Here is a 25,118-nt window from a genome sequence, read left to right as displayed (position 1 = left end):
CGCAGCCCATGGCCAGCGATGTCTTTACCCGCCATTGTGTCCATTTGTGGAGGAAGCCGGCGAATGCGCCGAAAAGCACCTCAGTCTTCGCCGTAGCCGACGACACCCTTGATTTCGGTGAATTCATGCAGGCCGAACTTGCCGTATTCGCGGCCATTGCCGGATTGCTTGTAGCCGCCGAAGGGCGCCATCCCGTCCCAGGCCGAGCTGTTCAGACGAACCGTGCCCGCCCGCAGCCGCCGGGCAAGCGCCCGCGCCTCCTGCGGCTCGCCCTGGATATAGGCGGCAAGGCCGTAAGGCGTGTCGTTGGCGATCGCCACGGCCTCGTCCTCGGTCTCGTAGCCGATGATCGACAGCACCGGCCCGAAGATCTCCTCGCGGGCGATGGTCATGGAGTTGACGACACGCGAAAACACCGTCGGGCGCACATAATAGCCGGCATTGAGATGCGAGGGCCGCCCGAGGCCGCCCGCCACGAGCTGAGCTCCCTCCTCGATCCCCTTGGCGATCAGTCCCTGGATCTTTTCGAACTGCGCGGCGCTGACCACCGGGCCGAGCTGGGTGCGCGGATCGGCCGGAGGGCCGACGACCACCGATGCCGCCTCGCGCGCGGCGATCGCGCCCGCCTCGTCGATGCGCTCGGCCGGCACCAGCATGCGCGTCGGCGCATTGCAGGACTGGCCGGAATTGTTGAAGCAGCGGCGCACGCCGGCGGCGACGGCGGCTTCGAGATCGGCGCTGCGCAGCACGATATTGGGCGACTTGCCGCCAAGTTCCTGATGGACGCGCTTGACCGTGGGGGCAGCGGCCTGCGCAACCGCGATGCCGGCCCGCGTCGAGCCGGTGAAAGACACCATGTCGACATCCGGGTGGCTCGCCAGCACGGCGCCGACGGTCGGGCCATCGCCCTGCACCAGATTGAACACGCCCTTCGGGACACCCGCCTCGTCCATGACCTCGGCGAAAAGAATGGCGTTGAACGGTGCGATCTCGGAGGGTTTCAAAACCATGGTGCAGCCTGCCGCCAGCGCCGGCGCTACCTTGCAGGCGATCTGGTTCATCGGCCAGTTCCACGGTGTGATCATGCCGACGACGCCGACCGGCTCGTGCACGATCCGCGTCGAGCCCTGCATATAATCGAACTGGAAAGCCTCGAAGGCCTCGATCGTCTTTTCGAAATGGGTGACGCCGATGCCAGCCTGATCCGTCCGCGCCATGGCGAGCGGCGCACCCATCTCGCGGGAAATCACCTCGCCAATCTCGTCGTTGCGGCGCCGCAGGATCTCCAGAATGCGCTTCAGCAGCGCCAGGCGTTCGTCGCGCGTCGTCGTCGAAAACGTCTCGAAGGCGGCGCGTGCCGCCCTGATGGCCTTCTCGGCATCGGCGGGAGAGCCCAAGGCGATGGTTCCGATCGGCTGTTCGGTCGCCGGATCGATGACCTCGAGCGTGCGCAACACCTCGGGTTCGACCCATTTTCCGTCGATATAGAATCTATGGGCGTTTTCCATGCCTGTCTCCATCGCTTGGCCATCGCGCAGTCTTGACGTCGCATAACAGAATAGCGCCTGCATCCCAACGCCGCTGCCGCAGATTGTCCGCCATCGGCAGAAGATTCCATGGTTTGCGGAGGGCGCGGCGCATTGTTCTCTTAAAGACCGCAGCAAGGCCGCCGGCGGTTGCCTCGGGGTCTCAAATCAGTCTCAATTGACGTTCAGGTCTTGGCATCGAACCCTTGGCCGCCCCACCGCCGACAGAACCACGGTAAAGCCTCGCATGAAACGACGAACGACCCTGTTGATCGCGATGCTGTCGCTTCTGCCCGTGCCCGCCTTTGCCCATCCCCACATCTTCATCGATGCGAAATTCGAGGTCGTCGCCGCGCCCGACGGGTCGATCGGCGAGCTGCGCAACGTATGGAGCTTCGACGAGGTGTTTTCCTCCTCGGTCCTCATGGATTTCGGCAAGGGCGACAACCAGACGCTGAGCGCGAGCGAACTCAAGGCGGTCGGCAAGACGGTCAGGGATTCGCTGGCGCAGTATGATTACTATACGAATGTCACCAGCAACGGCAAAGCGGTGCCGATGGCCAAGCCCGAGGCGATCCAGGCCGACTACAAGAACGGTTCGCTGACCCTGACCTTTTCGCTGAAGCCCGAGCAGAAGACCTTCCTCAAGGGAACAACGGTCTTCGGGATCTATGACAAGACGCTCTACACGGCGGTCGATTTCGCCACCGACGACGATATGAGCCTCTCCGGCGCGGCTGGCCGCTGCAAGCGCAAGGTCGTGCGGCCCAATCCCAAGGAAGTCATGGCGGAGAACCAGGCGGCGCTGACCAGCATGTTCTTCAGCGATCCCAAGGGCACGGACTACTCGCTGCTCGTCGCGACCCGGCTCGAAGTGCAATGTTGATCCCATCCGAAATATCGGGCAATGCCAGCGCCGCGAAAAAACCATAGCACCGCCTTTGGCGCCGATTTTTTCAGGTTCATGAAATGTTGCGCCGCTATGGTCGCCCGTACCTTCGGAATCGCGGCACCCAGGGATCGGATGTTGTCAAAGTGTTAGGCGTCAAGACATCTTCCTCCGCCCGGCTGTTGGCCTCGACCGGGATCGGCCTGCTGACCATATGCGCGATCGGCGCCTTTCCCACATCATCCATGGCGCAGGAGACCACGGATTCTCCGTCCAAGACCTGGGTGGTGACGCTCGGCGCCACGGTCGAATACGGCCCCACCTACGAGGGATCGAGACATTATTCCTTCAGCGCCTTGCCGTCTTTCGACTTTCATCGTTTCGGCGAAGCCCCTGAATACAGCGCTCCCGACGACAATTTCGACTATACGCTCCTCGACCTCGGCCACCTCGAAATCGGTCCCGTGGTCGGCCTGCGGGACGACCGGCTGGATCTCAACAATCTGCATCTGCAGAGCGAGCGCAAGGTGCGCTGGAATTTCGATGCCGGCGGCTTCGCGCAATATTGGCTGATGGAAAACCGGCTGCGGCTACGGACGGAAGTGCGCCAGTCGCTCTGGGGCGGCGACGGCCTCGTCGCCGATCTCGCGCTCGACTGGTTTCAGCCTATCGGCGACAAATTGGTCCTCTCCGCCGGGCCGCGCCTGTCGCTGGCGAACTCCACCTATATGCGCAGCAATTTCGGCATCTCGGCCGCCCGCGCCGCGAAAAACGGCCATGTCAGTGCCTTCGACGCCGGCGGCGGCCTGAAATCGGTCGGTTTCACGGTGGCGGCGACCTATACGATATCGCCTCAGTGGAGCGTGCAGGTCTACGAGAAATATAACCGCCTGGTAGGCGACGCCGCCGACAGTCCGATCACCGCGCAGTTCGGCTCAGCCAACCAGAATATTATCGGCTTTACCCTCAGCAGAAGCTTCGACATCGACTTTTGAGGCCTGCAGCGTTTCGTTTTCGGCGATGTAGTTGCGCGTCAGCGGAGTGACATCGTTGCGCTTGGTGATCTGGATCTGGAAGACGACGAGGTCCTCGTAGCGGAAGGCAGCCTCCGCGGTCGAAAGATAATAGTCCCACATGCGGCAGAAGCGCTCGCTATAGAGCGTAGCCGCATCGGCCCAGCGCGCCGTGAAACGCTCGCGCCAGCTGGCGAGCGTCTGGGCATAATGCAGGCGCAGCACCTCGATATCGGTGATCGTCAGGCCGGCCGCCTCGATTTCCGGCACGATTTCCGAAAGGGCGGGAATATAGCCGCCGGGGAAGATATATTTGTCGAGCCAGGGCGTGGTGAAGCCGGGCGTCGCCGAACAGCCGATGGTGTGCAGCACCATGACGCCGTCATCCTCCAGCAGCGCGGCGCATTTGCGGAAGAAGGTCCGGTAGGATGCAAGACCGACATGCTCGAACATTCCGACGGAGACGATCCTGTCGAAGCGGCCGGTCAGGTTGCGATAGTCCTGAAGCGCGAATTGCACCTCCGCCTGCGTGCCGCCGATGCCGGCCGGCACCCGTTGGCTGGCATAGGCATGCTGCTCTTCCGACAGGGTGACGCCGAGGACGTAGCCGCCGGGCGTCTGTTCGGCCAGATGCAGCGCCAGCCCGCCCCAGCCGCAGCCGATGTCGAGAATGCTGTTGTCCGGCTCGATCAGCAGCTTGGCGGCGAGGTGCCGCTTCTTGGCCGATTGCGCCTCTTCCAGCGATTGGCCGGGATGCTCGAAATAGGCGCAGGAATATTGCCGGTCCGCGTCGAGGAACAGGGCGTAGAGCCGCCCGTCGAGATCGTAGTGATGCGCGACATTGGCCTTGGAACGTCCCGGCAGATTGCGATGGCGGAAGATCCGCAGCCGGGTGCGGACATGGTCGATGAGACGGGCGATCAGCGGATGCGTACGGTTCTGCGCCTCCCGCAGCATCATCGCCACGAACGCATAGAGCGTGCCCTTTTCCACCAGGAAACGACCGTCCATATAGAGCTCGCCGAGCCGCAGATCGGCATCGATCAGGAAGGCCCATTGCGCCCGCGCGTCGGCGAAGCGCACATGCACGGGCTCGCCGCTGCCGTCGCCGAAGGTCAGCACGCGGCCGGCCGCCGTCGTCACGGTCAGCGCGCCGCGCGTCACGATATGCGTCAGCGCCCGCCGCAAGATCCGGTCGGCGAGACCGGGCTGCGCATGTTCATCCCGAGACGAATCCTGAAACTGCAATCTGGACATCATCGATCCTTACCGCCGCCGCCTTGCAGCGAACCGCGCTCCCTGTCCCAGCCGTCATTGTCCGCCGCCTCGCCGGAGGCGCCGGCGATCATCCAGACGCCGGCAAGAATAAGGCCGCTGCCGATCACCTGCAGTGCGACGACCGGCTCGCCGAAGACGAACCAGCCGGTAGCAATGATCAGGACATAGCTGATGCCGGACAGCGGAAAGGCCCGGCTGAGATCGAGCTCGGACAGCACGCTCATCCAGATGAAGAAACAGGCGACCTCGACGGCGATCGCCGCCAGAATCCAATGCGATGTCAGCGCCTGGCGAAGCCAGCCAAAGCCCGTCGCATCGCTCAGTTGCGCGGCGCCATGCTTGATGAAGAACTGGAACAGCGTGTTCAACAGCGGCACGGCCAGCCATGACAGGCGCATCGACATCATGAGCCCACCTCGTCCGTTGAAAACAGGGGGGAGACCAGACGCAGGATCTTTTGCAGCACCGGATTGCGGTGGCGGAAGAACATCGCATTGGCGGTAAGCCGGCTGCCGAGCCGCAGCTTGTTCTCATAATAGGCCTGGCCGCTCTGATAGCGCCGGATGCCGTTGGACAGGCAATAGCGCAGATTGGTGAACCAGCTCAGGAAATAAAGATTATAGGGACGCCCTCGCTCACCATCCATGCAGAAGAACTTGTCGATGGCGACGCCTCCGCCGACGCTCTTGTCATGCACGATGAGATTGGCGGCAAGCAGCCGGTCCCCGACGAAATAGAGTGCGCAGAAGGAACGGCCGCGCATATGGGAGAGGATGCCTTCGAAATAGGCCGGCGTCAGCTCCTCGAACTGCCATTCGCTGCGATTGCGCGTATCGTGATAAAGCGCCATGACCTCGGGCAGGAGATCGCCGAAATCGGTTCTGATCTCCAGCCGGACATCGGCAAAGGATTTCAGCTTGCGACGCATGTCCTTGCGGGTGCCGGAGGACAGCCGGGCCAGATACTCGTCGATCGTCTTGAAATCGATGTCCATCCAGGCGGTCGGCAGGCCGCTGATCATGGCATAGCCGCGCGCCGCCAGCCGGTCGCCGAACTCGGCCGAGACCGGAGCCGGAATATCCTTGAGGCCCATCAGCGCGCAATCTTCCGTCGCAGCCAGCTCCTCGAAGAAGGACAGCAATTCGCAAAACAGTATGTCGCGACGGCCGGGCGCCACATCCGGATGAAAGCCGATGAGGCCGGTTTCCGTGCAGGGCGAGCCGAGGCAGGCAAGGCGCAGCGTCAGGAAATCTGGGAAACGCCGCCGCAGGCCGCGCACGGCCCGGCGAAGCCGGCCGTCCTCCAGGGTCGTGTCCAGGGCATAACGGCAGAGAAACGCCGGCATGACGGCACTCACCCGTCCATCCTCGGCGATGGTGATATAGCGCCATTCGAACCCCTCGATGCCGGCCTCCTCGATGGCGAGCAGACAATCGTAATCCTCGACCTGATCGCAAAAGCAGGCATTCCAGGCGTCGCGACCGATGGCGCGGATGCTGAAATGCACCTCGGCGACCGGATCGCCTGCCGGCTCCGGCAAGGGTCTAGGCAAGGGTTTCAGCATGGCTTGCCTCGAAGAAATCGGCGGTGAAATCCGCCACCTGCCGATGCTGACGGTCGACATGGATCATGTGGTAGCTGTCCTTGATCCACCGCAGTTCGTGCGGGCCGCCGATATGATCGGAAATGTAGCGCGCATGCCGCGGATTGCTGAGATCGTCGTCCTCGGCATGCAGGATCAGCGTCGGCGTCCGCATCTGCGGCAGCCTGCCCCTCAACGCCTTGCCCAGCCGATGCATTTCGACCAGCCCCCTGCCGGGAAATTTTTCCAGAATGCCTTCTCCGGCCATGCCCCCGACCAGCCGGCGCATGCGCTCGTCCTTGATCCCGAGGGATGCGGTTTCGCGGAAGCTTAGCCGGTCAAGAAAGGGAATGCGCGACAGCCAGCCGATCTGCGAGGACAGCAGCGGATAGTAGAAGGGAACATCCCAGCCGTCATAGTGAAAGCAGGGGGAGTAGATGGCGACGGCCTGGATCGTCTCCGGCCGCGTCTCGGCTGCCAGCATCGACAGCTTGCCGCCGACGCAGATGCCGGCCGCAAAGACCTCCTGCGTCCTGCCCGCCAGGACTTCCGCCGCCTGCACGACGCTCTCCAGCCAGTCCTCCCAGCGCGAGCGCCGCAGCGTGCCCTCGTCCACCCCATGACCGGCCAGAAGCGGCGCATGGACGCTATAGCCCTTGCGGTTGAGATGGCGGGCGACCAGCTTCATCTCGGCCGGCGCGCCGGTCAGTCCGTGCACCAGCAGGATACCCTTGCCATTGGTGCCCTCCATGAAGAAGCTCAAGCCATCAGCCTTCATGGGAAAGCTCCGCTTCCCGGTCTTCCTTGGCCCGGTTTTCCTTGGCCATGAAGCCGAGCGCGTGGCAGGTGCTGATCACATGCGTGCCGGCCTTTTCCTGTTCTTCCTTGATCTGCTCGTGCAGGGTCGGCAGTTTCGTCCAATGGGTCTTCGGACGATAATGGTGCTCGGCGTGATAGCCGTTGCCGAACCACAGCCAGTTGTAGAACGGCTTATGGCTGGAAACACCCCAGGCGATCGGCTCGTCCGGATCGCCATGCAGGTGCTCGTAATAGCCGTTCAGCGACGACAGGCAATTGCCGAGATAATAGAAGGGCAGGAAGAACAGCACGGCCTTCCAGTCGTAGACCAGCGCCAGCAAGGCGAGGCCGAGGAAGGAGAACAGCTCGAACCGGCCCCATTTGGCATCGAAGGGACGCCGGCGCGCGATCGCCTCGTGGATATCGCCGAGGCTGTCGCGGAAGAAGCTCAGGAACGTATAGGACCAGACATTCTCCGGCTCGCCGTTGCGGCCGTGGCGGTAGATCGACAGCAGATCGATCGTCTCGCCCTTCTCGTCCGGCCGGTCGCTGTTGCCGGAATGATGGCGCATATGCACCCAGTGATAATAGGTCTGCGAAAAGCCGATCGCGACCGATTCCAGCAGGCTGAAGGCATAGTTCATCCAGCGCGGCTTGAAATAGGGTGTGTGGATGAAATTATGCGAGATGCTGTTGATGTTCCATGAGATCGACACGGCATAGAGGCCGCCGAGGATCGCCGAGAGCCACAAGGGCCGGCTCTCGAAACCGGCGATCAGATAGATGTCGAAGGCGAGATGTGCCACGGCGGCCAGGACCGGCGCCAGATCCCATCGGGTGTGAGCGAAGATTTTCATAGTCCGGTTACTCCCACGCAGGCCACGCCGGCCGTCACCAGGAACACGCCCGTCGCGTGGCGGAGATTGATGTTTTCCTTGAAGATCGCGGCCCCGGCCAGGACGATGACGACATAGCTCAGCGCCATCAGCGGAAAGGCGAGCGACAGGGGAACCCGTTCGAGCACGGCGGTCCAGGCCAAGAGCTCCACTGCCCAGAACAGGACGCCGAGCCATGTGACCGGCCTTGCCAGCGCCAGACGCAAGGCGCCCTGCTGCGCCGCCTGCTTGAAACAGACCTCGCGCGCCGTTTCCGCAAGCACGCAGAAGAGGATCAGGCCCAGCATGGGCCATGTCAGGCTGCCGCTCATGCCATGTACTCCGACAAGACTTCGAGCAGCGCGTGGTTGGCGGCGCTGTTGATGTTTCTCGCCACCTCGGGCCTCGGCCGGCTTCGCGGCTGGTCGATCAATATCTCGGCCTTCTTCATGAGCCGGGTGCGAAGATCGCCGGCGAAGCTCGGCGCGGAATAGTCGCCGATGACGTCGGCGCCGATGATGCGGTGGCGGTTGCCGATCTCGCTGATCAAGGACAAGAGGTAGGGCAGCCGCATGCGGCCCTGGTCCCAGTTGGTGACGGCATCGTCAGCGGCGAGCACGTCCTTGTCGATCGTCAGGTAGACGGCCTCGGTCTGAATCCGGCTCAGCATCCGGTCGATGAAATTCTCCTCGCCGATCCCGGCGATGGATTTCCAGTGCAGGGCGCCCTTGTCCTGACGGTGGCTGGGACCATTGCCGTAGTCGGCAAGCACCCGGCTCGGCGGATGCTCGTAAGGGTAAAGCTCCAGTCGCCCCTCGCCGAGCCAATGCAGGTTGGCACCCTTGCGCTCGGGACTGCGAAGATCGTGGCTGCAAACGCCGATGGTGATCACCTTCTGGATATTGGCGTTGGCTAGCGCGCTGTTGATCCAGGAGCCGCAATGCATGCCGCCATCGAAGGTGACCCAGTCCGGATGGTTGTCGAAATGGATGAGCGTCGCGGCGGCGGCATGCCGTTCCAGCGCCGCGTCGAGCAGCAGCGCCGTCACATGATGGAAGTCGCCCGAGCCCATGAAGCAGAGCTGCGGCTCCTTGCCCGCCATGGGCATGGTCCGGGCGATGTTCCGGCCGAGTTCGGCAAGCGCCTTTTGCTTGCTCCAGAGCCGGATCGTATTGCCGGCCCGCTTGTCGGAATATTGGCACGCGCCCGCAAACCTGCAGGCGCGCAGAAAGTCCGGCTGCAACTCCAACGCATCGTCGAAATGGAGGAGAAGAAGCCGCACCGTCTCACCTCCGGGCCGCACGTGTCAGGAGCTGGTCGAGGAGAGCGAGCGCTAGGTCGATCTCCTCGCGGGTGATCAGCAGGTTCGGCGCGAAGGTGATGACGTTCTTGTGGTAGCCGCCGACGTCGAGAACCAAGCCGTACATCTTGGCGCCGATCTGGATATCGCCTTTCATGCCCTCGTCGCAGAGCCAGTCCATCGTCGCCTTGTCCGGCGTGTAGCTGTCGTCCTTGCAGATTTCCATGCGCAGGGCCAAGCCCAGCCCGTCGACCTCGCCGACGATGGCGTGGCGCTTCTGCAGCTGCTTCAGCCCGTCGAGGAAATAGGCGCCCTTGGCCATGATGGCGGCACCGAAATCCTCCCCTTCCAGCATCTTCATCGTTTCGAGAGCCACGGCCGTCCCCATCGGGTTGCTGGCGAATGTCGAATGCGTAGACCCCGGCGGGAAGATCGTTGGATTGATCATCTCTTCCTTCGCCCAGACGCCGGACAACGGATTGAGGCCGTTGGTGATCGCCTTGCCGAAGACCAGTGCATCGGGCGAGACGCCGAAATGCTCGATCGACCAGAGCTTGCCGGTGCGGTAGACGCCCATCTGGATCTCGTCGACGACCATCAGGATGCCGTACTGATCCAGCACCTTCTTGAGCTCGACGAAGAAGTTCATCGGCGGGATGACATAGCCGCCGGTGCCCTGGATCGGCTCGACATAGAAGGCGGCATATTCGGCCTTGCCGGCCTTGGGGTCCCAGACGCCGTTATATTCGCTCTCGAACAGGCGGGCGAATTTCTGGACGCAATGATGCCCGTATTCCTCCTTCGACATGCCCTTCGGACCGCGGAAGTGATAGGGAAACTCGATGAACTGCGCACGATCGCCGAAATGGCCGTAGCGGCGGCGGTAGCGATAGCTGGAGGTGATGGCGGAGGCGCCAAGCGTGCGGCCGTGATAGCCGCCCTCGAAGGCGAACATCAGGCTCTTGCCGCCGGTGTAGTTGCGCACCAGCTTCAGCGAATCCTCGACAGCCTGCGAACCGCCGACGTTGAAATGAACGCGCCCCTTGTGCCCGAACTTGCGCTCGGCATCCTGGGCGATCATCGCCGCAAGCTCGACCTTCTCGCGATGCAGATATTGCGAGGCGACCTGCGGCAGCCGGTCGAGCTGGCGATGCGCGGCGGCATTCAGGCGCTCGTTGCGATAGCCGAAGTTGACGGCCGAATACCACATCTGCAGATCCAGAAATGGCGTGCCGGCCCGGTCGTAGACGAAGGAGCCTTCGCACTCCTCGAAGAATTTCGGCTGGGCCGTGTAGTGTACGGTATCGCCATGCGAGCAATAGCTCTCCTCGAGAAGGCGCAGTTCCGCCTCCGTGCGAACGGGCGACTGCGTCTCGTCACTGAAGGCTTCGATTACGTTGGTTTTCATTCATGCCTCACGGGTTCATGCGGTCTTGGAATGCAGCAATGCGCGCGGTTGGCGCGTCATGCCGGGAAGGATGGACTTCATCTTGGGAAGCAGGTCGGAGAAATCCTCGAAGCCGATGAAGGGGATGCCGCGATCGCTGCAGTAATCGGCGAGCTTGGCCTTGGCGAAAACGAGGTCGACCGTATCGGCGACACAGAAATCGCTTCGCCCATCGCCGACGTAGATCCTGAGCTCGTCGCTCGCGACAACCCGGCATTTGCAGACGCCAGAACCGGACATGCAGCCGGCTGCCGTGGGCGAGGGAAGCAGAGAATAGGACACGCGGTTCTGGGCGAAGCGATGGGTAAGCACGTTGGCGACGACGGGCAGATCGCGGATGCCGTGACGCGCCAGAATATGGCGGATGAAATGGTCGACCCCATCGCTGACGATCGTCACCGGCAGGCGGTTGCCACGGCAATAGGACAGGAAATCCGCAAAACCGGGATCGACGCGCACGGTATCGAGAAGAGCCTCCAGGTCCTGGCGGCTCGCCTCCACGAGGGCGATCTGCCGGCGCATGCATTCGCCCGAGCCGATCAGCCCCTGTTTCCACAACCGCTCAATGTCTTCCCATTCGGAACCGGCGAAACGGGACAACACCATATCCGTCGCGTCTTCGATGGAGATCGTTCCATCAAAATCGCAAAACACCTGCATGACACGCCCTTTCGCTGATCCTTGAGTTGCGTTTAGCAACCCTGGATGAGACCGGCATGAGCGGAGAATGATCTGAAAATGAAAACGGCAACGCCGTTGGTTATTCCTGCCGGGGCAACCGCAGGTCGACGCGCAGGCCCGTTCCCCAGACCGGCGTCGAAAGCTCTATCGTGGCGGCAAGGCGATCGGCCGTGTCGGCAACGATCGCCAGGCCAAGACCACTGCCTTCGGTATGCAGCGTGTCGAGCCGGTAGAAGCGCTGGAAGACAGCCTCGCGCTCATCGAGGGGAATGCCCGGTCCACTGTCGCTGATCGATAGCCGCCAGAATTCCCCTTCCGGCATGACGGCAACTTCGATCCGGCCGGCCGCCGGCGTATATTTGATGGCATTGTCCATCAGGTTGCTGATCATCAGGCGCAGCAGCGACTCGTCCGTCTCGATCTGCGCCGCCTCGTCGCCTTCCAGCATGACATCGAGTTTGCGGCTGGTGATGATGTTGCCGAACTCGGCCAGCACCGACGCCACAAGATGATAGAGCGGCACGGGAGTAGGGTTCAGCGGATGATGGCTGACCCTGGCAAGCTTCAGCAACTGCTCGATCAGATGCGTGGCGCGATTGTTGCTTGCCACCAGATCGGCGATGATCGCCTGCCGTTCCTGCTCGCTGTCGCTGTTGTGAAGCATCTGCAGCAGCAGCTTCACGCTGGCCTGCGGCGTCCGCAGCTGATGCGCCGCCAGATCGGAGAAACGGCGCTCGAGCGTCAGCGAATGGCCGAGCTTGGCGAGAAGCTGATTGATCGAGCGGCCGAGCGGCAGGAGGTCCCTCGGCAGGGCTTCGACCGGAATGGCGGAGAGATCGTCGGGAGACCGGGTGCGGATCTGGCGCACCAATCCGTGAATTGTCCGCAGGCCGCTGTTGATGCCGAGCCAGATGAGGAAGCCGATGACCGGCACCAGCACCAGCAGCGGGAAAAACAGATTGAGCACGATATTGGAAACCAGCGTCTCGCGAAGGGCGATCTTCTCGCCCACCTCCATCACGATCGTCGAATTCGGTATCGGCAGCGAATAGACGCGCCACTCCTCGCCGCGATAGGTCAGCGTGGTGAAGCCGACCCTCTGCTGCGGCACGTCGGAGAGGAACGCCGTGCTGCTGTAGAAGCGGATATTGCCGTCGTCCCAGGCGCGGAACATATGCGCATCGGCATAATCGTCGGCGTCCTCGTTAAAGGCGAGCTGGTTGTCCATGTTGAAATCGATGTCGTCGATCTGCCTCGGGGCGCGATCGGGCTCCCGCTCCAGCGGCCGGCGCAGCAGGCCCCAGATGATGTTCGCATCGTTGATGAGCTGGGCATCGTAGATATTGTCGATTTCGCGCGTCGCGCTGCTGAAGGCGAAGGCGCCGATCACCACGATCGTCACCACCACGACCGGGGCGATCCTGAGGAAAAGCTTGCGGGTGAGCGTGGAGTTGTTCATCGCTCGATCATGTAGCCGACGCCGCGGATCGACTTGATGAAATCGCTGCCGAGCTTCTTGCGCAGATTGTAGATCGTCACTTCGATCGTGTTGCTCTCCACTGCGCTGTCGGCATCGTAGAGCGCATATTCGATATCGTTCTTGGTCACGTAGCGGCCGCTGCGCTCCATCAGGAGCTTCAGCAGGTGGAATTCCTTGGCCGTGGTGTGTACCTGCGCATCGGCCCGGCGCACCACCATCGCCGACGGATCGATCTCGACATCGGCGCAGCGGATCAAGCTTTCGGTACGCCCGTCGCGGCGGCGGATCAACGCCCTGAGACGAGCGAGCAGCTCGTCGAGATCGAAGGGCTTCACCAGATAGTCGTCTGCCCCCTCGTCCAATCCCTCGACCTTCTGACGCACCGCGTCGAGCGCGGTCAGCAGCAGCACCGGCACCGAATTGCCCCGCTGGCGTATGCCCCGCAACACCTCCATGCCGCTCAGCCGCGGCAGGTTGATGTCAAGGACGACGGCGGCGAAATCCGAGTGCCGGGCAGCCTCCAGTCCGGACTCACCATCGCGCATCCAGTCGACACCATAGGCATGCTTCTCCAGGGCCTTCTTCAGGGATGACCCGAGAATATTGTCGTCTTCAACAAGCAGAACACGCACGATCGATCTCGCTTCGCCGGTGATTGTATTGCCCATGTGAGCCGCAATTGAAGCGGCCTTGTGGCAAGGCCGTCGAGCTCGCTCAACGGCTTAATACCTGAACAGGGCCTGCGAAGCAGCAAGAATTCGGCTCTCCTCGATGTCGTCGGCCACCAGTTCACGGAGGAAAGCACGGTTGCCGGCATAGGTCTGGCTGCTCTCATGCTGGGTATGCGGCCAGTCGCTGCCCCACATGAGGCGATCCAGCCCAACCGCATCGCGCAAGAGGGGATAGGCCAATCTGGCGAAGGCTTTCCCGTCGGATCCGTTGCGATAGGGCGCGGACAGCTTGACATAGAGCCGTCCGGAGGAGCCGAGCTGCAACAAGGAGCGGAAGCCTGGATCGGCAATCCCCAGACGTGGATCGGGCAGGCCAAAATGGTCGACGACCACGTTGACGCCATTTTCCACCAATTCGCGCGCAAGCGGTGCAAGATCGGTGGCGTTGCGCTGGATCTCAATCTGCCAGCCGAGTGCCTTCAACTTCGCCAGCAGATCCGGCCATTCCCCGGTCGAAAAATCCGGCAATGCCTGCCCGACGAGATTGAGGCGAATACCGGCCACGCCGGCCTTGTCATAAGCGACAAGTTGCTCAAACGGGATGTCGGGATCGATCACCGCAATGCCGCGCAGCTGGCCACCTGCCGTCTCCAGGCAGTCGAGCAGATAGGAATTGTCCGTTCCGAGAAAACTCGGCTGCACCAGCACGCCATGCGTCAGTCCGTTTTCGTCCAGCTGCCGGAGATAGGTATCCAGCGGCGCGTCATAGTCTGGCGCGTAGCGTCTGCCGGCCGCGAGCCTCAGATTACGGTCGAAGACATGCGCGTGGGCGTCGATTCGTAAGGCGGTTAGGGTCATGATGTCGACCGCCGTGCCTCCCGGAAACATGGAGACCATGAAACCGGGGCCATCGAGAAGCAAACGGCAGCGGCGGCCGGACTTTCAATCATGCTGGTATCTCGCGACATTCAAGGGCAAGTCTAGGATTGCGTCTTGGAGGTGGGTTGTTCAAATACCTTGCCGCGCGTTTCCGGAAGCATGAAGACCGCGACCAGCACCAGAGAATAGGCAAAGGCTGCATCGATGCCAATGGCCGGGCCAAGCCCGATCCGGTCGCTCAGGAACCCGACGAGCAGCGGAAAGCCGGCGGATACGATCCGGCCGAAATTATAGCAGAAGCCCACGCCGGTCCCACGGATGCCGGCAGGATAAAGCTCGCTGAACAGCGCCGCCATGCTTGCCGGAATGCCGGCCGAGAAAAAGCCGAGCGGAAAGCCCAGAAACAGCATCTGCCAGTTCGACAGCGGCGCGAAGATGTAGATCAGTACGGTCGCCGCGCAAGCGCCGGCGAAAAGGGTCACATTTGCGCGCCGGCCGAGCCGGTCGCTGAGCATGCCGCTGACGATGCAGCCGCAAAAGAAGGCAACGATGATCACGGCAAGATAGGCACTGGAGCCAAGCACAGAAAGCTGGCGAACCTCACGGAGGTAGGTCGGCAGGAACGTCGTCAATGCCGCATAGCCTCCATGCGCCCCCGTGCCGAACAGCGCGCCGATCAGGGTGAAACGCAGCACGTCCGGATGAAAGATGCCCGCGACCGTCTGCAGGAACGGCGGCTCATCGGCCTTGGCCGTTGCCTTCCGTGGCTCCGGGATGCCGCGGCGAAGGAAGATGATCAAAAGCGCCGGCAGCAGCCCGAGCGCAAAGAGCAGGCGCCATGCGATCTCATACTCGACAAAGGTGAAGACGATGGCGGACAATAGGACCGCCACGCCCCAGCCGACCGCCCAGGCGCTCTGCACCGCGGCAAGCGCCCTGCCGCGATTTTCCGGCCGGATGATTTCGGCCATCAGCACGGCGCCGCAGGCCCACTCCGCCCCGAAGCCAAGCCCCTGGATCGCCTTCAGCACCAGGAGCTGGTTATAGGTGGTGACAAAGGCGCAGGCGAAGGTGGCCAGCGCGAAGGTCGCCACCGTGATCTGCAGCGCCTTGACCCGGCCGAAACGGTCGCCGAGCGCTCCGCCGAACCAGCCGCCGATGGCACCGAAAAAGAGAGTGATCGAACTGAGAAGACCGGCATCGGCTTTGGTTATCTCGAAAGCGACGATCAGCGCCGGGATCGCCAGGCTGAACATCTGAACGTCGAGCGCGTCGAGGCCCCATCCCCCGAAACTCGCCCAGAACGTCTTGCGCTCGACCGGCGAGCATTCCTTGTACCAATTGGACATTATTCTCCTCCCCGCGCCTTGTTCCGGCGCGCCAGTTCATTTTCCTAGGATGTTGCGGATCAACGTATGTCGACGTGATAGCGGAAGCGGTCGGCGGGACCGCGTGAACGCCGCCACTCAATGGGCCGTCGCTCCAGGTCGAAAGCAATACGCTCGATGACGACGAGAGGAGATCCAGGCTCCAGCCCCAGGAGGCGAGCGTGAAGCGGCGATGCGATTTCGACGGTCAGCGTCTCCTCCGCCGAAACGACCACCTGCTCGCAGCGTTCCTCATAGAGCGGATAAAGAAGATCGCCGAATTCGGAGGTATCGATGGTCAGCAACGGCTCGAACCGCGATCTCTCCAACCAGATCTCCTCCGCCAATAGCGGCGTGCCTCCAATGAGGCGAAGGCGCGACAGGGAGATGACGGCATCCCCCTCCCGCAGGCGCAGCGCCGAGGCGACAGCCGAGGGCGCGGCAGCGCTTTCGCGCCGAAGAATGCGGCTCTCGGGCACGCGGCGCTCTCCACTCTCCGACTGGAAGCGGAAAAAGCGGAACAGCGACGAATTGAAACGCGCGCGCCGCACATAGGTGCCGCGCCCCTGATGGCGCTCGACAACACCATCGGCAACGAGCTGGTCGATCGCCTTGCGTACGGTGCCGACGGCGACGCCATAGGTCGCCGAAAGCTCGGCCTCGGACGGGATCGGCTCGCCGGGGCGCCATTCCTGGCGATTGATCCTTGCAGCGAGATCATCGCGCAGGCGCTGGTAGCGGGGAAGTCTATCATCAGCTAAGGTCATACAGTCATATATATGACTAGATAACCAGTTGTCAATTGACCGAAACAGGCTGATGAAATGGACGGAAATCCCCGCAGTTCTGCACATTCGGCAGCATGACCGCTCCGCTCATCGGCGAACCAATGCAGGCAATGGAGATTAGCCACGCCCGCGCAAATTCCGCATCGCGGTCTCCAGCGCGGCAAAGATCCGGGTATCTGTCGATTGCGCGACATTGAAGCGCAGGAAGCTACCGGCACTGTCCATCTGGCTGAAGGCATTGCCGGGCGCGAGGATGATGCCTTCGGCGAAACAGGCGCGGGCGACGGCGACCGCCTCGATGCCTTCCGGCAGCCGGCACCAGAGGAACATGCCCGCCTGCGGCTTCAGCCATGGCACGATGCCGAGCGCCTCCAGGCGCGGGATGGTCTCGCCCATCGTCTTGGCGAGCCGCGCCCGCAATCCCTCCATGTGCTTGCGGTAACCGCCGTCCTTCAAAGCCGAAAACAGGATCTCAGGCGCGAGCTGGCTACCGCTGAAATTGGTGGCGACCTTCAGGTCGACAAGGCCGTCGATCCAGTCCGGCCGCGCGGCGATGAAGCCGCAGCGCACCGAGGCCGACAGGGTCTTGGAGAAGCTGCCGATATGGATGACCCGGTCGAGCCCGTCATAGGCCGCAAGCCGGGGCGCGGGCATCTGCTCGAAATCGGCGAAGATATCGTCCTCGACGATGATCAGGTCCGAGGCATCCGCCAGCTTCAGCAGGCGATGCGCCGTCACCGGCGACAGGGTCGCGCCTGTGGGATTGTGAATGGCGGAATTGGTGATGTAGAGGCGCGGCCTATGCCTTTCCAGCGCCTGGCCGAAGAGCTCGATGTCCGGTCCGCTCGGCGTATACGGCACGCCGACGATATTGGCCCGGTGCGCCCGCAACAGGGCGAGAAAATTGAAATAGCAGGGATCGTCGACCAGTACGGTATCGCCGGGCTCGATCAGGAATCGGCAGATCAGGTCGATCGCCTGGGTGCCGGATTCCATCAGTACGATCTGGTCCGGCGACGCGGCAATGCCGTGCTCGCCCATGCGCCGCGCCAGAAGCTGGCGCAGCGGCGGCAGGCCGAGCTGCGTGCCGTAATTGGCAAACACGCCGCCGCCGGCGGTGCGCGCCAGCGTCCGCATCGCGCGCCGCAGCGCCGCCTCCGGCATCCAGGAGGGCGGCAGCCAGCCGCAGCCGGGTTTCAGCACATCGTCGCCCGCCTCCAGCGATTGTCGCGAAATCCGCAGCGGATCGACATCGCCCTCCAGCCTGGGACCGATATCGGACAGCGACAGCGGCGCGAGCGGCCCGCAGACATAGAAGCCCGAGCCCGGCCGCGCGCGGATCACGCCCTCGGCCGCCAGCCGCTCATAGGCTTCGACGACGGTCGAGACGGAGACCTGCATGGTCTTGGCGAAACTGCGCACCGACGGCAGCCGCGCGCCCGGCGCCAGGCTACGCGCGGCGATGCGATCGGCAATCGCCGCCATCACGCCTTCGATGCGCGTCCCGCTCTTTTCGCCAGCCATCAGCAGATCGCCCATCCGTACCGCCCCATAGACCATAACAGTTCATATGAATTGTACTGCACCGTCTCTGGCTTGACCAGCCGACTTCGCCGATATCGCCTCTGAAAATCAGGAGTATGCGTATGAACAAGACGACGAGCGGCTGGATCTATGGGCTGGCGGGCGTGCTGATCTTCAGTGGATCGCTGCCGGCGACGCGCGTGGCGGTGATGGATTTCGATCCGGTTTTCCTGACGGTCGCCCGCGCGGCCATCGCCGGCGTGTTGGCGCTATGCCTGCTGTTTGCCTTCCGGGAGAAACGGCCGGTCAGGGGCGATATCGTTTCCCTCATCATCGTTGCGCTCGGCTGTGTCGTCGGCTTTCCGCTCCTGACGGCGCTGGCGCTGAGGCATGTCACATCGGCCCACTCGATCGTCTTCATCGGCTTGCTGCCGCTTGCCACCGCCATATTCGGCGTGTTGCGCGGCGGCGAGCGGCCGAGGCTGGCCTTCTGGGTCTTTTCCGCCGCCGGCAGCGCCATCGTCTGCAGCTATGCGCTGGCTCAGGGCATCTCCGCCTCACCGGCCGGCGATCTGCTGATGCTGGCGGCCATCCTTGTCTGTGGGCTGGGCTACGCCGAAGGCGCCGTGCTGTCGCGCCGGCTGGGCGGCTGGCAGGTGATCTCCTGGGCACTGGTTCTCTCCCTGCCGGCCATGATCGCCCTCAGCTTCGCCACCATGCCGCAAACCATCGGCGGCATCGGGGAACCGGCCTGGATCGGCCTCGTCTACGTCTCGCTCTTCAGCATGCTGATCGGCTTCATCTTCTGGTATCGCGGGCTGGCGCAAGGCGGCATCGCCGCCGTCGGGCAATTGCAGCTGCTGCAGCCCTTCTTCGGCCTGGCGCTCGCCGCCACGCTGCTGAAGGAGAATGTCAGCTGGTCCATGTTCGCGGTCACCCTGGGCGTCGTCGCCTGCGTGATGGGCGCGAAGAAATTCGCGCGATAGACCATGCCTCAAGCGGCGTATAATATGATCTTGCTATTCTAAACCGATCGGTCTATATGATTTCAATCAGTCTAGACTGGGAGGAAAAATATGACCGGCCCGCTCATCCCGCCATTCACCCGCGAAACCGCCATCGCCAAGGTGCGCATGGCCGAGGACGGCTGGAACAGCCGTGATCCGGAACGTGTTTCCAAGGTCTACACGCAAGACAGCCAGTGGCGGAACCGCGCCGAATTCCCGCGCGGCCGTGAGGAAATCGTCGCGTTCCTCACCCGCAAATGGGCGAGAGAGCTCGACTACCGGCTGATCAAGGAGCTCTGGGCCTTCGAGGGCAACCGCATCGCCGTCCGCTTCGCCTATGAATGGCACGATGACAGCGGCCACTGGTTTCGCTCCTACGGCAACGAGAATTGGGAGTTCGACGCCGACGGCCTGATGCAGCGCCGCTTCGCCTCGATCAACGACATGCCGATCAAGGAAGAGGATCGGAAATTCCACTGGCCGCTCGGCCGCCGGCCCGACGATCATCCCGGCCTCTCCGATCTCGGCCTCTGAGACCGCTCATGACGCGCACCATCTTCGAAAAGGCCGACGCCGTTGCCCTCGTCGCCGAAGTGTTCCGCGACCTCGGTTACGAGGGCGCGTCGATGAGCAGCATCACGGCGCGCACCAAGCTGTCGAAGGGCAGCCTCTATCACTTCTTCCCCGGCGGCAAGGAGGAGATGGCGGCCGAGATTCTCGCCAATATCGATGCCTGGTTCGTCACGCAAATGTTCCGGCCGCTCGAGGAGGACGAACCGCGCGCCGCCACCGCCCGGATGTGGGAAGCCACGAATGCCTATTTCCGCTCCGGCCGTCGCATCTGCCTCATCGGCGCCTTCGCGCTCGATGAAACGCGGGACCGTTTTGCGAGCGCGATCCGCGGCTATTTTCACCGTTGGATCAAGGCCCTCGCCGGCGCATTGAGGAGGGCTGGCATCGCCGCCGCGGAGGCACAGGCGCTGGCGGAAGAGACGGTCATCGGCATCCAGGGCGCCTTGATGCTCACAAGAGCGCTCGGCGATGACGGGATTTTCGGGCGGACGCTGGAGCGGTTGCGGGAGCAAATGGCGGAGAAGCTCGAAGGCAAATGAAATCGCCAACGCCCTCCCACTTTTAAACAATCGTCCACAAAAGCGTGGCAGCATTAATCATCTTTGATTTGCAACTGTCCAAGCTCCTGTGCTCAGCAGAAAACGGGAGCGCCGAGGAGATGGATAGAGATGCTGCAGCAGACCCACGATACCGACGATGCGCTGATCGACCGCTTGCAACGGTCGGCTTTCGACTATTTCATGCTGCACACCAATCCGGAAAACGGGCTGGTGGCGGATACTTCGATCAAGACGAGCCATTGCAGCATCGCCGCCGTCGGCTTTGCGCTGTCGAGCTATCCGGTCGCCGTCGAGCGCGGCTGGATCAGCCGCGCGGACGCGGCGAAGCGCGTGCTGGCCGCGCTCGATTTCTTCGCCGATAGCCAGCAGGGCGAAGAGCGCGGCGCCACCGGCCATCGCGGCTTCTACTATCACTTCCTCTACATGGAGACCGGCAACCGCGCCTGGAACAGCGAGCTGTCGACCATCGACACCGGCCTCCTGCTGATCGGCGTCCTGACGGCAGCCGCCTATTTCAATGGTGCCAGCCAGGCCGAAAAGGATATCCGCAAGCAGGCGAAATTCCTCTACGAGCGCTGCGACTGGCATTGGGCCTTGAACAAGGGCCAGACGATCAGCATGGGCTGGAAGCCGAGCAGCGGTTTCTTGCGCTGGCGCTATCAGGGCTATGACGAGGCGATCATCCTCTATGTGCTGGCGCTCGCCTCCCCCACCCATGCCATCCCGTCCTCCAGTTACGATGCCTTTACCTCGACCTACACATGGATGATGTTCAAGGACGCGCCCTATCTCTATGCCGGACCGTTGTTCATCCACCTCTTCTCGCATGCCTGGATCGATTTCCGCGGCATCAACGACCGCCACATGGCCGACAAGGGCACGGATTATTTCAGCAACACCCAGACGGCCATCGCCGTCCAGCGCGACTATACCGAGCGCAATCCCAATCATTTCACCGGCTATACGAAGGACATCTGGGGACTTTCGGCCTGCGACGGACCGAACCCGACCGGCACCAAGCACAGCCGGCGGCACGCCCCGAAGGTGCTTGGCTATGCCGCGCGCGGCGCCCCCCTCGGCCCTGATGACGGCACGATCGCGCCCTGGGGGCCGCTCTCCTGCCTGCCCTTCGACCGCAAGGCCGCGCTCGACGGCACCAAGGCGCTGCTTGCTACCTATCCCAACCTGCTGCTGGACGGCCGCTTCCCCGGCGGCTTCAACCCGAGCGTCAAAGGCCCCGGCCCGGAAGGCTGGGTCGACGACCGCTCGGTCGCCATCGACCAGGGCCTGCTTGTCATGATGATCGAGAACGAGCGCACCGGCCTGATCTGGAACCTGATGCGGCAATCGCCGATCCTGCGCCGCGGCCTCGAACGCGCTGGCTTCACCGGCGGCTGGCTGGACGAGAAACAGGCAAAGCCCGCGATCGCCTGATCGCGGGATTGCCGAAGCTCATCGCCGTCAGGCGACATCGAATTTCACGCCCTGTGCCAGCGGCAGGGTGCGGCCGTAATTGATGGTATTGGTCGCCCGGCGCATATAGGCCTTCCAGGCATCCGATCCGGATTCGCGGCCGCCGCCCGTCTCCTTCTCGCCGCCGAAAGCACCGCCGATCTCGGCGCCAGAGGGACCGAGATTGACGTTGGCGATGCCGCAATCCGAGCCCCGCGCCGAAACGAAGGTCTCGGCCTCGCGCATGTCGTTGGTGAAGATCGACGACGACAGGCCCTGCGGCACGGCATTGTGCAGCGCCAGCACCGCGTCGAAATCGCTGTATTTCATGACATAGAGGATCGGCGCGAAGGTCTCGTGCTCGACCGGGCCGATCTGCGCGGGCATCTCGACCAGCGCCGGACGGACATAGAAGGCATCGGCCAAACCCTGTTCGACGCGCTCGCCGCCGGTGATCGTACCACCGACCGATTTCGCCTCGCCGAGCGCCGCCTGCATCCTGTTGAAGGCTTGGGCGTCGATCAGTGGACCGACGAGCGTGCCGGCCTCCAGCGGATTGCCGATGGTGACGGAGCCGTAGGCCTTTTGCAGGCGCGGTACCAGCTGGTCATAGACGCTATCATGCACGAAGAGGCGGCGCAGCGTCGTGCAGCGCTGGCCGGCGGTACCCATGGCGGAAAAGGCGACACCCCTGAGCGTCAGGTCGAGGTCGGCGGTCGGGCAGACGATGGCGGCATTGTTGCCGCCGAGTTCCAGAATGGCGCGGGCGAAACGGCCGGCCAGGCGCGGGCCGACCGCGCGGCCCATGGCCGTCGAGCCGGTGGCGGAGACCAGCGGCACCTTCGGATGATCGACCAGGATCTCGCCGAGATCGCGGCCGCCGATGATCAGGGTCGACAGATTCGTGGGCGCCTCGCCACCCTCGGCGACGTAACGCTTCAGCGCCTTTTCGAATAGCGCCTGCGTGGCCAGCGCCGTCAGCGGCGTCTTCTCCGAAGGCTTCCAGATGGTGGAATTGCCGCACACGATCGCCAGCGCCGCATTCCACGACCAGACGGCGACCGGGAAATTGAAGGCAGAAATGATGCCGATCGCCCCCAGCGGATGCCAGGTCTCCATCATCCGGTGTTCCGAGCGTTCGGTGGCGATGGTCAGGCCGTAAAGCTGGCGGGAAAGGCCAACGGCGAAATCGCAGATGTCGATCATCTCCTGCACTTCGCCAAGCCCTTCGGAGGTGATTTTGCCGACCTCGATGGAAACCAGGCGGCCAAGCGCCGCCTTGCCGGCCCGCAGCTCCTCGCCGAGCAGACGGATCAGCTCGCCGCGCTTCGGGGCCGGCACGTTGCGCCAGGCGAGAAACGCTTCATGTGCCTTGTCGATTGCAGCCTTCGCTTCGGCAGGTGAATGCTCCCTCAGCCGACCGATCTCGGCCCCGGTCACCGGCGAGGTGACGGCAAGCGTTCCGCCCGTATAGCGATCGGCGGCAACGCCGAGTTCACCGAGGATTGCTTTGACCTCGGTGGCGAGATCGAGTGTGGCGGCCATGTCGCTTACCCCTTCTTTCAGTGATCCGAAGCCCGGCTAGACTCTCGCATCGACGAAATGCGCGGCCTGGGCGCCGGCTTCGTACCATACTTCCTTCAGCGCACGAAGGCCGGGCTCCTGAGGATCGGTGAGCGGCAGCGGCAGATCGGCTTCCGAAAGCCGGCCGAGGATGTGATCCGCAAGCGTCTTGCCGAAGACCGTGCCCGGCGCGATGCCGCGACCATTATAGCCGGAAAAGCCGATGACGTTCGGCGCGAAGCGGTGAAAGCGCGGCAGGGCATTTTCCGTCATGCCGATCTTGCCGTACCACTCGCATTCGAACGGCACATCGCCGAGCTGCGGGAACAGCTTGTGAAGCGTCCGCCGTGCCCAATTCCTGTGGATGGCATAACCGGTATTGCGCAATGCGCCGACGCTGCCGATGACCAGGCGCCCGGCCTGATCCATGCGGAAGGACGACAGGACCTCCTTCGTATCCCAGGCGCCCTCGCGGCCCGGCAGTACGGATTTACGGAGATTGTCGCCGAGCGGTACGGTGGCGAAATTGAAATAGGGCAAATGCACCTGTTCGTTGCGCACCTGCTCCCACGGGCCGGTGCTGTAGGCATCGGTGGCGACGATGATCCAGTCGGCACTTACCTTGCCGCCGTCCGTCCGGACAACCCAGCGTCCGCCGGCCTTTTCGGTTTCCGTCACCCGGCTGCCGGTATGAATCGTCACACCCGCCTTGACCGCGGCATGGGCCAACCCGCGCGCATAGGCAAGCGGCTGCAGCGTGCCGGCGCGCATATCCAGCAGGGCGCCGGCATAGGCTGACGTGCCGACCCGCCGCGCCGTCTCGTCGGCGTCGAGGACAGAAACGGGAGCGCCGCGCTTGCTCCATTGGCGGGCGCGCTCCTCGATTTCCTTCAATCCGCTGGCACCGACCGCGCAATGCAGCGTGCCGTTGCGCTCCAGCTCGCAGGCGATGGCGTGCTTCTCGATCAGGGACATCACCAGTTTCGGCGCCCCGCCCAGCATCTCCAGCAGCCGTTCGCCATGCACGGGGCCGAGCTCACCGGGCAGATCGTCCGGCATGACCCACATGCCGGCATTGATCAGGCCGACATTGCGCCCCGCGCCGCCGAAGCCGATCTCATTGGCCTCCAGCAGCACGACCCTGGTGCCCGCTTCCGCCAGATGCAGCGCCGAGGAAAGACCGGCATAGCCGCCACCGACGATGACGACATCGGCCGAAACTTCACCCGCCAGCGGCACGGTTGCGGGTGGCGGCGGGGCGGTTTTCTCCCAAAGGCCGTGGGAGCGGGGGTCGTTCAGCATGGAATAGGTCCGGTTATCGAGAGGAATCGAGCCAATCTAGCGCCACCTTTCAACTTGCGGAAGCGATAAGAGCGACATGTGGTGGATAGAGAAAAACTTGCATGGCGATCCCGCTTTCGACCATTATAGAGCGATGCACCGGCCGGCTCCGCCGCCGAAACAGAATCAGGATCGTCCCATGAAGCCCATTTTCGTTCAGCTCCAATGCGCCCCCGGCAAGACCTACGAGGTCGCCGACGCCATCTACCAGACGGAGCTGGTTTCGGAACTCTATTCCACCAGCGGCGACTACGACCTGCTGCTGAAGGTCTACATCAAGGATGAGCAGGACATCGGCAAGTTCATCAACGACAACATCGCCAACATCCCCGGCATCGTCCGCTCGCTGACGACGCTGACCTTCAGGGCGTTTTGAGAGATCCGGCCGACGAGACAGGCATCGCCTTCGATATAGAACTCCTCGGCATGGCCCCTCACCCTAGCCCTCTCCCCGCAAGCGGGGCGAGGGCTAGGGTGAGGGGCCGGGCACAAGATTTCCGCATCACAAGACCCACCCGACCAGC

General features: G+C 63.1%; 25 protein-coding genes. 7 read left to right on the top strand and 18 right to left on the bottom strand.

Annotation, left to right across the window (positions count from 1 at the left end):
- Positions 1–80 precede the first annotated feature (80 nt).
- Complete coding sequence (locus FHX11_RS23600; RefSeq protein ID WP_184361734.1) at positions 81–1,508, bottom strand: aldehyde dehydrogenase family protein; 1,428 nt, start codon at positions 1,506–1,508, stop codon at positions 81–83.
- 265 nt (positions 1,509–1,773) lie between these two features.
- On the opposite strand from FHX11_RS23600, the gene FHX11_RS23595 reads away from it, so the two are divergent.
- A complete protein-coding gene (locus tag FHX11_RS23595; protein WP_184361731.1) occupies positions 1,774–2,412 on the top strand; it encodes a DUF1007 family protein in 639 nt (212 codons plus the stop codon).
- Positions 2,413–2,561: 149 nt separating this feature from the next.
- Positions 2,562–3,410: a MipA/OmpV family protein gene (locus tag FHX11_RS23590; protein ID WP_348649730.1), complete on the top strand. Its 849-nt coding sequence runs from the start codon at positions 2,562–2,564 to the stop codon at positions 3,408–3,410.
- Here the strand turns inward: FHX11_RS23590 and FHX11_RS23585 are convergent.
- The 15 genes from FHX11_RS23585 to FHX11_RS23515 form a co-directional block, all read right to left on the bottom strand.
- Complete coding sequence (locus FHX11_RS23585) at positions 3,351–4,685, bottom strand: cyclopropane-fatty-acyl-phospholipid synthase family protein (protein ID WP_184362366.1); 1,335 nt, start codon at positions 4,683–4,685, stop codon at positions 3,351–3,353. The two genes, FHX11_RS23590 and FHX11_RS23585, sit on opposite strands and share 60 nt — an antisense overlap.
- Entirely contained in the window at positions 4,685–5,113 is a 429-nt protein-coding gene (locus FHX11_RS23580; protein WP_184361727.1) for an EamA family transporter, read from the bottom strand. Before FHX11_RS23580 ends, FHX11_RS23585 begins: the two co-directional genes overlap by 1 nt.
- Positions 5,110–6,270 carry a peptidogalycan biosysnthesis protein gene (locus tag FHX11_RS23575; protein ID WP_184361724.1) on the bottom strand — a complete coding sequence of 387 codons (1,161 nt, stop codon included), beginning with the start codon at positions 6,268–6,270 and terminating at the stop codon, positions 5,110–5,112. The genes FHX11_RS23580 and FHX11_RS23575 overlap by 4 nt, the downstream gene beginning before the upstream one ends.
- Positions 6,251–7,066 carry an alpha/beta fold hydrolase gene (locus tag FHX11_RS23570; protein WP_184361722.1) on the bottom strand — a complete coding sequence of 272 codons (816 nt, stop codon included), beginning with the start codon at positions 7,064–7,066 and terminating at the stop codon, positions 6,251–6,253. The genes FHX11_RS23575 and FHX11_RS23570 overlap by 20 nt, the downstream gene beginning before the upstream one ends.
- Entirely contained in the window at positions 7,056–7,943 is an 888-nt protein-coding gene (locus FHX11_RS23565) for a fatty acid desaturase (RefSeq protein ID WP_184361719.1), read from the bottom strand. The genes FHX11_RS23570 and FHX11_RS23565 overlap by 11 nt, the downstream gene beginning before the upstream one ends.
- Entirely contained in the window at positions 7,940–8,293 is a 354-nt protein-coding gene (locus FHX11_RS23560; protein ID WP_184361716.1) for an EamA family transporter, read from the bottom strand. The genes FHX11_RS23565 and FHX11_RS23560 overlap by 4 nt, the downstream gene beginning before the upstream one ends.
- Positions 8,290–9,243 (bottom strand): arginase family protein, encoded by a 954-nt coding sequence (locus tag FHX11_RS23555; protein WP_184361713.1) that lies wholly within the window; start codon positions 9,241–9,243, stop codon positions 8,290–8,292. Before FHX11_RS23555 ends, FHX11_RS23560 begins: the two co-directional genes overlap by 4 nt.
- A 4-nt stretch (positions 9,244–9,247) precedes the next feature.
- Positions 9,248–10,669, bottom strand: coding sequence for an aminotransferase class III-fold pyridoxal phosphate-dependent enzyme (locus tag FHX11_RS23550; RefSeq protein ID WP_184361710.1), 1,422 nt, complete (start codon positions 10,667–10,669; stop codon positions 9,248–9,250).
- Between the two features lie 15 nt (positions 10,670–10,684).
- On the bottom strand, positions 10,685–11,368 hold the full coding sequence (locus FHX11_RS23545; RefSeq protein WP_184361707.1) for an MtnX-like HAD-IB family phosphatase: 684 nt from the start codon (positions 11,366–11,368) through the stop codon (positions 10,685–10,687).
- A gap of 100 nt (positions 11,369–11,468) precedes the next feature.
- Positions 11,469–12,848, bottom strand: coding sequence for a HAMP domain-containing sensor histidine kinase (locus FHX11_RS23540; protein ID WP_184361702.1), 1,380 nt, complete (start codon positions 12,846–12,848; stop codon positions 11,469–11,471).
- Positions 12,845–13,501 (bottom strand): response regulator transcription factor, encoded by a 657-nt coding sequence (locus tag FHX11_RS23535; RefSeq protein ID WP_184361700.1) that lies wholly within the window; start codon positions 13,499–13,501, stop codon positions 12,845–12,847. Before FHX11_RS23535 ends, FHX11_RS23540 begins: the two co-directional genes overlap by 4 nt.
- A gap of 90 nt (positions 13,502–13,591) precedes the next feature.
- Positions 13,592–14,398, bottom strand: a complete 807-nt coding sequence (locus FHX11_RS23530) for an amidohydrolase family protein (protein WP_246781131.1) — start codon at positions 14,396–14,398, stop codon at positions 13,592–13,594.
- 122 nt (positions 14,399–14,520) lie between these two features.
- Positions 14,521–15,768 carry an MFS transporter gene (locus FHX11_RS23525; RefSeq protein WP_184361694.1) on the bottom strand — a complete coding sequence of 416 codons (1,248 nt, stop codon included), beginning with the start codon at positions 15,766–15,768 and terminating at the stop codon, positions 14,521–14,523.
- Positions 15,769–15,827: 59 nt separating this feature from the next.
- Complete coding sequence (locus tag FHX11_RS23520) at positions 15,828–16,553, bottom strand: GntR family transcriptional regulator (protein ID WP_184361691.1); 726 nt, start codon at positions 16,551–16,553, stop codon at positions 15,828–15,830.
- Positions 16,554–16,691: 138 nt separating this feature from the next.
- On the bottom strand, positions 16,692–18,113 hold the full coding sequence (locus FHX11_RS23515) for a PLP-dependent aminotransferase family protein (protein WP_210292570.1): 1,422 nt from the start codon (positions 18,111–18,113) through the stop codon (positions 16,692–16,694).
- A gap of 107 nt (positions 18,114–18,220) precedes the next feature.
- On the opposite strand from FHX11_RS23515, the gene FHX11_RS23510 reads away from it, so the two are divergent.
- From FHX11_RS23510 to FHX11_RS23495, 4 genes are all read left to right on the top strand, one after another.
- On the top strand, positions 18,221–19,084 hold the full coding sequence (locus FHX11_RS23510) for a DMT family transporter (protein WP_184361685.1): 864 nt from the start codon (positions 18,221–18,223) through the stop codon (positions 19,082–19,084).
- Between the two features lie 90 nt (positions 19,085–19,174).
- Positions 19,175–19,639, top strand: a complete 465-nt coding sequence (locus FHX11_RS23505; protein WP_184361681.1) for a nuclear transport factor 2 family protein — start codon at positions 19,175–19,177, stop codon at positions 19,637–19,639.
- An 8-nt stretch (positions 19,640–19,647) separates the two neighbouring features.
- Entirely contained in the window at positions 19,648–20,217 is a 570-nt protein-coding gene (locus FHX11_RS23500) for a TetR/AcrR family transcriptional regulator (RefSeq protein WP_184361678.1), read from the top strand.
- 129 nt (positions 20,218–20,346) lie between these two features.
- A complete protein-coding gene (locus tag FHX11_RS23495) occupies positions 20,347–21,672 on the top strand; it encodes a glucoamylase family protein (RefSeq protein ID WP_184361675.1) in 1,326 nt (441 codons plus the stop codon).
- 27 nt (positions 21,673–21,699) lie between these two features.
- Here the strand turns inward: FHX11_RS23495 and FHX11_RS23490 are convergent, their stop codons facing one another.
- Positions 21,700–23,235, bottom strand: coding sequence for an aldehyde dehydrogenase family protein (locus FHX11_RS23490; RefSeq protein WP_184361672.1), 1,536 nt, complete (start codon positions 23,233–23,235; stop codon positions 21,700–21,702).
- Positions 23,236–23,271: 36 nt separating this feature from the next.
- The gene (locus FHX11_RS23485) at positions 23,272–24,555 is read right to left on the bottom strand and encodes an FAD-binding oxidoreductase (protein ID WP_184361669.1); all 1,284 of its coding nucleotides are present in this window, start codon (positions 24,553–24,555) and stop codon (positions 23,272–23,274) included.
- 178 nt (positions 24,556–24,733) lie between these two features.
- On the opposite strand from FHX11_RS23485, the gene FHX11_RS23480 reads away from it, so the two are divergent.
- Positions 24,734–24,970 carry an Lrp/AsnC ligand binding domain-containing protein gene (locus FHX11_RS23480; protein WP_034522129.1) on the top strand — a complete coding sequence of 79 codons (237 nt, stop codon included), beginning with the start codon at positions 24,734–24,736 and terminating at the stop codon, positions 24,968–24,970.
- Positions 24,971–25,118: the final 148 nt, after the last annotated feature.

Origin of the sequence: Rhizobium sp. BK602, assembly GCF_014195095.1 — a bacterium.
GTDB lineage: Bacteria > Pseudomonadota > Alphaproteobacteria > Rhizobiales > Rhizobiaceae > Rhizobium.
The sequence above is the reverse complement of the archived record's forward strand: the minus strand, read 5'-3'. Positions and strand labels throughout refer to the sequence as shown.

Bases quoted from the DNA above. Each gene is read 5' to 3' on its own strand.
- FHX11_RS23520 (WP_184361691.1), bottom strand. From the start codon at position 16,553: ATGACCTTAGCTGATGATAGACTTCCCCGCTACCAGCGCCTGCGCGAT.
- FHX11_RS23545 (WP_184361707.1), bottom strand. From the start codon at position 11,368: ATGCAGGTGTTTTGCGATTTTGATGGAACGATCTCCATCGAAGACGCG.
- FHX11_RS23595 (WP_184361731.1), top strand. From the start codon at position 1,774: ATGAAACGACGAACGACCCTGTTGATCGCGATGCTGTCGCTTCTGCCC.
- FHX11_RS23575 (WP_184361724.1), bottom strand. From the start codon at position 6,270: ATGCTGAAACCCTTGCCTAGACCCTTGCCGGAGCCGGCAGGCGATCCG.
- FHX11_RS23570 (WP_184361722.1), bottom strand. From the start codon at position 7,066: ATGAAGGCTGATGGCTTGAGCTTCTTCATGGAGGGCACCAATGGCAAG.
- FHX11_RS23540 (WP_184361702.1), bottom strand. From the start codon at position 12,848: ATGAACAACTCCACGCTCACCCGCAAGCTTTTCCTCAGGATCGCCCCG.
- FHX11_RS23510 (WP_184361685.1), top strand. From the start codon at position 18,221: ATGAACAAGACGACGAGCGGCTGGATCTATGGGCTGGCGGGCGTGCTG.
- FHX11_RS23485 (WP_184361669.1), bottom strand. From the start codon at position 24,555: ATGCTGAACGACCCCCGCTCCCACGGCCTTTGGGAGAAAACCGCCCCG.
- FHX11_RS23525 (WP_184361694.1), bottom strand. From the start codon at position 15,768: ATGTCCAATTGGTACAAGGAATGCTCGCCGGTCGAGCGCAAGACGTTC.
- FHX11_RS23490 (WP_184361672.1), bottom strand. From the start codon at position 23,235: ATGGCCGCCACACTCGATCTCGCCACCGAGGTCAAAGCAATCCTCGGT.
- FHX11_RS23585 (WP_184362366.1), bottom strand. From the start codon at position 4,685: ATGTCCAGATTGCAGTTTCAGGATTCGTCTCGGGATGAACATGCGCAG.
- FHX11_RS23495 (WP_184361675.1), top strand. From the start codon at position 20,347: ATGCTGCAGCAGACCCACGATACCGACGATGCGCTGATCGACCGCTTG.
- FHX11_RS23580 (WP_184361727.1), bottom strand. From the start codon at position 5,113: ATGATGTCGATGCGCCTGTCATGGCTGGCCGTGCCGCTGTTGAACACG.
- FHX11_RS23565 (WP_184361719.1), bottom strand. From the start codon at position 7,943: ATGAAAATCTTCGCTCACACCCGATGGGATCTGGCGCCGGTCCTGGCC.
- FHX11_RS23480 (WP_034522129.1), top strand. From the start codon at position 24,734: ATGAAGCCCATTTTCGTTCAGCTCCAATGCGCCCCCGGCAAGACCTAC.
- FHX11_RS23515 (WP_210292570.1), bottom strand. From the start codon at position 18,113: ATGGGCGATCTGCTGATGGCTGGCGAAAAGAGCGGGACGCGCATCGAA.
- FHX11_RS23560 (WP_184361716.1), bottom strand. From the start codon at position 8,293: ATGAGCGGCAGCCTGACATGGCCCATGCTGGGCCTGATCCTCTTCTGC.
- FHX11_RS23550 (WP_184361710.1), bottom strand. From the start codon at position 10,669: ATGAAAACCAACGTAATCGAAGCCTTCAGTGACGAGACGCAGTCGCCC.
- FHX11_RS23600 (WP_184361734.1), bottom strand. From the start codon at position 1,508: ATGGAAAACGCCCATAGATTCTATATCGACGGAAAATGGGTCGAACCC.
- FHX11_RS23500 (WP_184361678.1), top strand. From the start codon at position 19,648: ATGACGCGCACCATCTTCGAAAAGGCCGACGCCGTTGCCCTCGTCGCC.
- FHX11_RS23530 (WP_246781131.1), bottom strand. From the start codon at position 14,398: ATGACCCTAACCGCCTTACGAATCGACGCCCACGCGCATGTCTTCGAC.
- FHX11_RS23505 (WP_184361681.1), top strand. From the start codon at position 19,175: ATGACCGGCCCGCTCATCCCGCCATTCACCCGCGAAACCGCCATCGCC.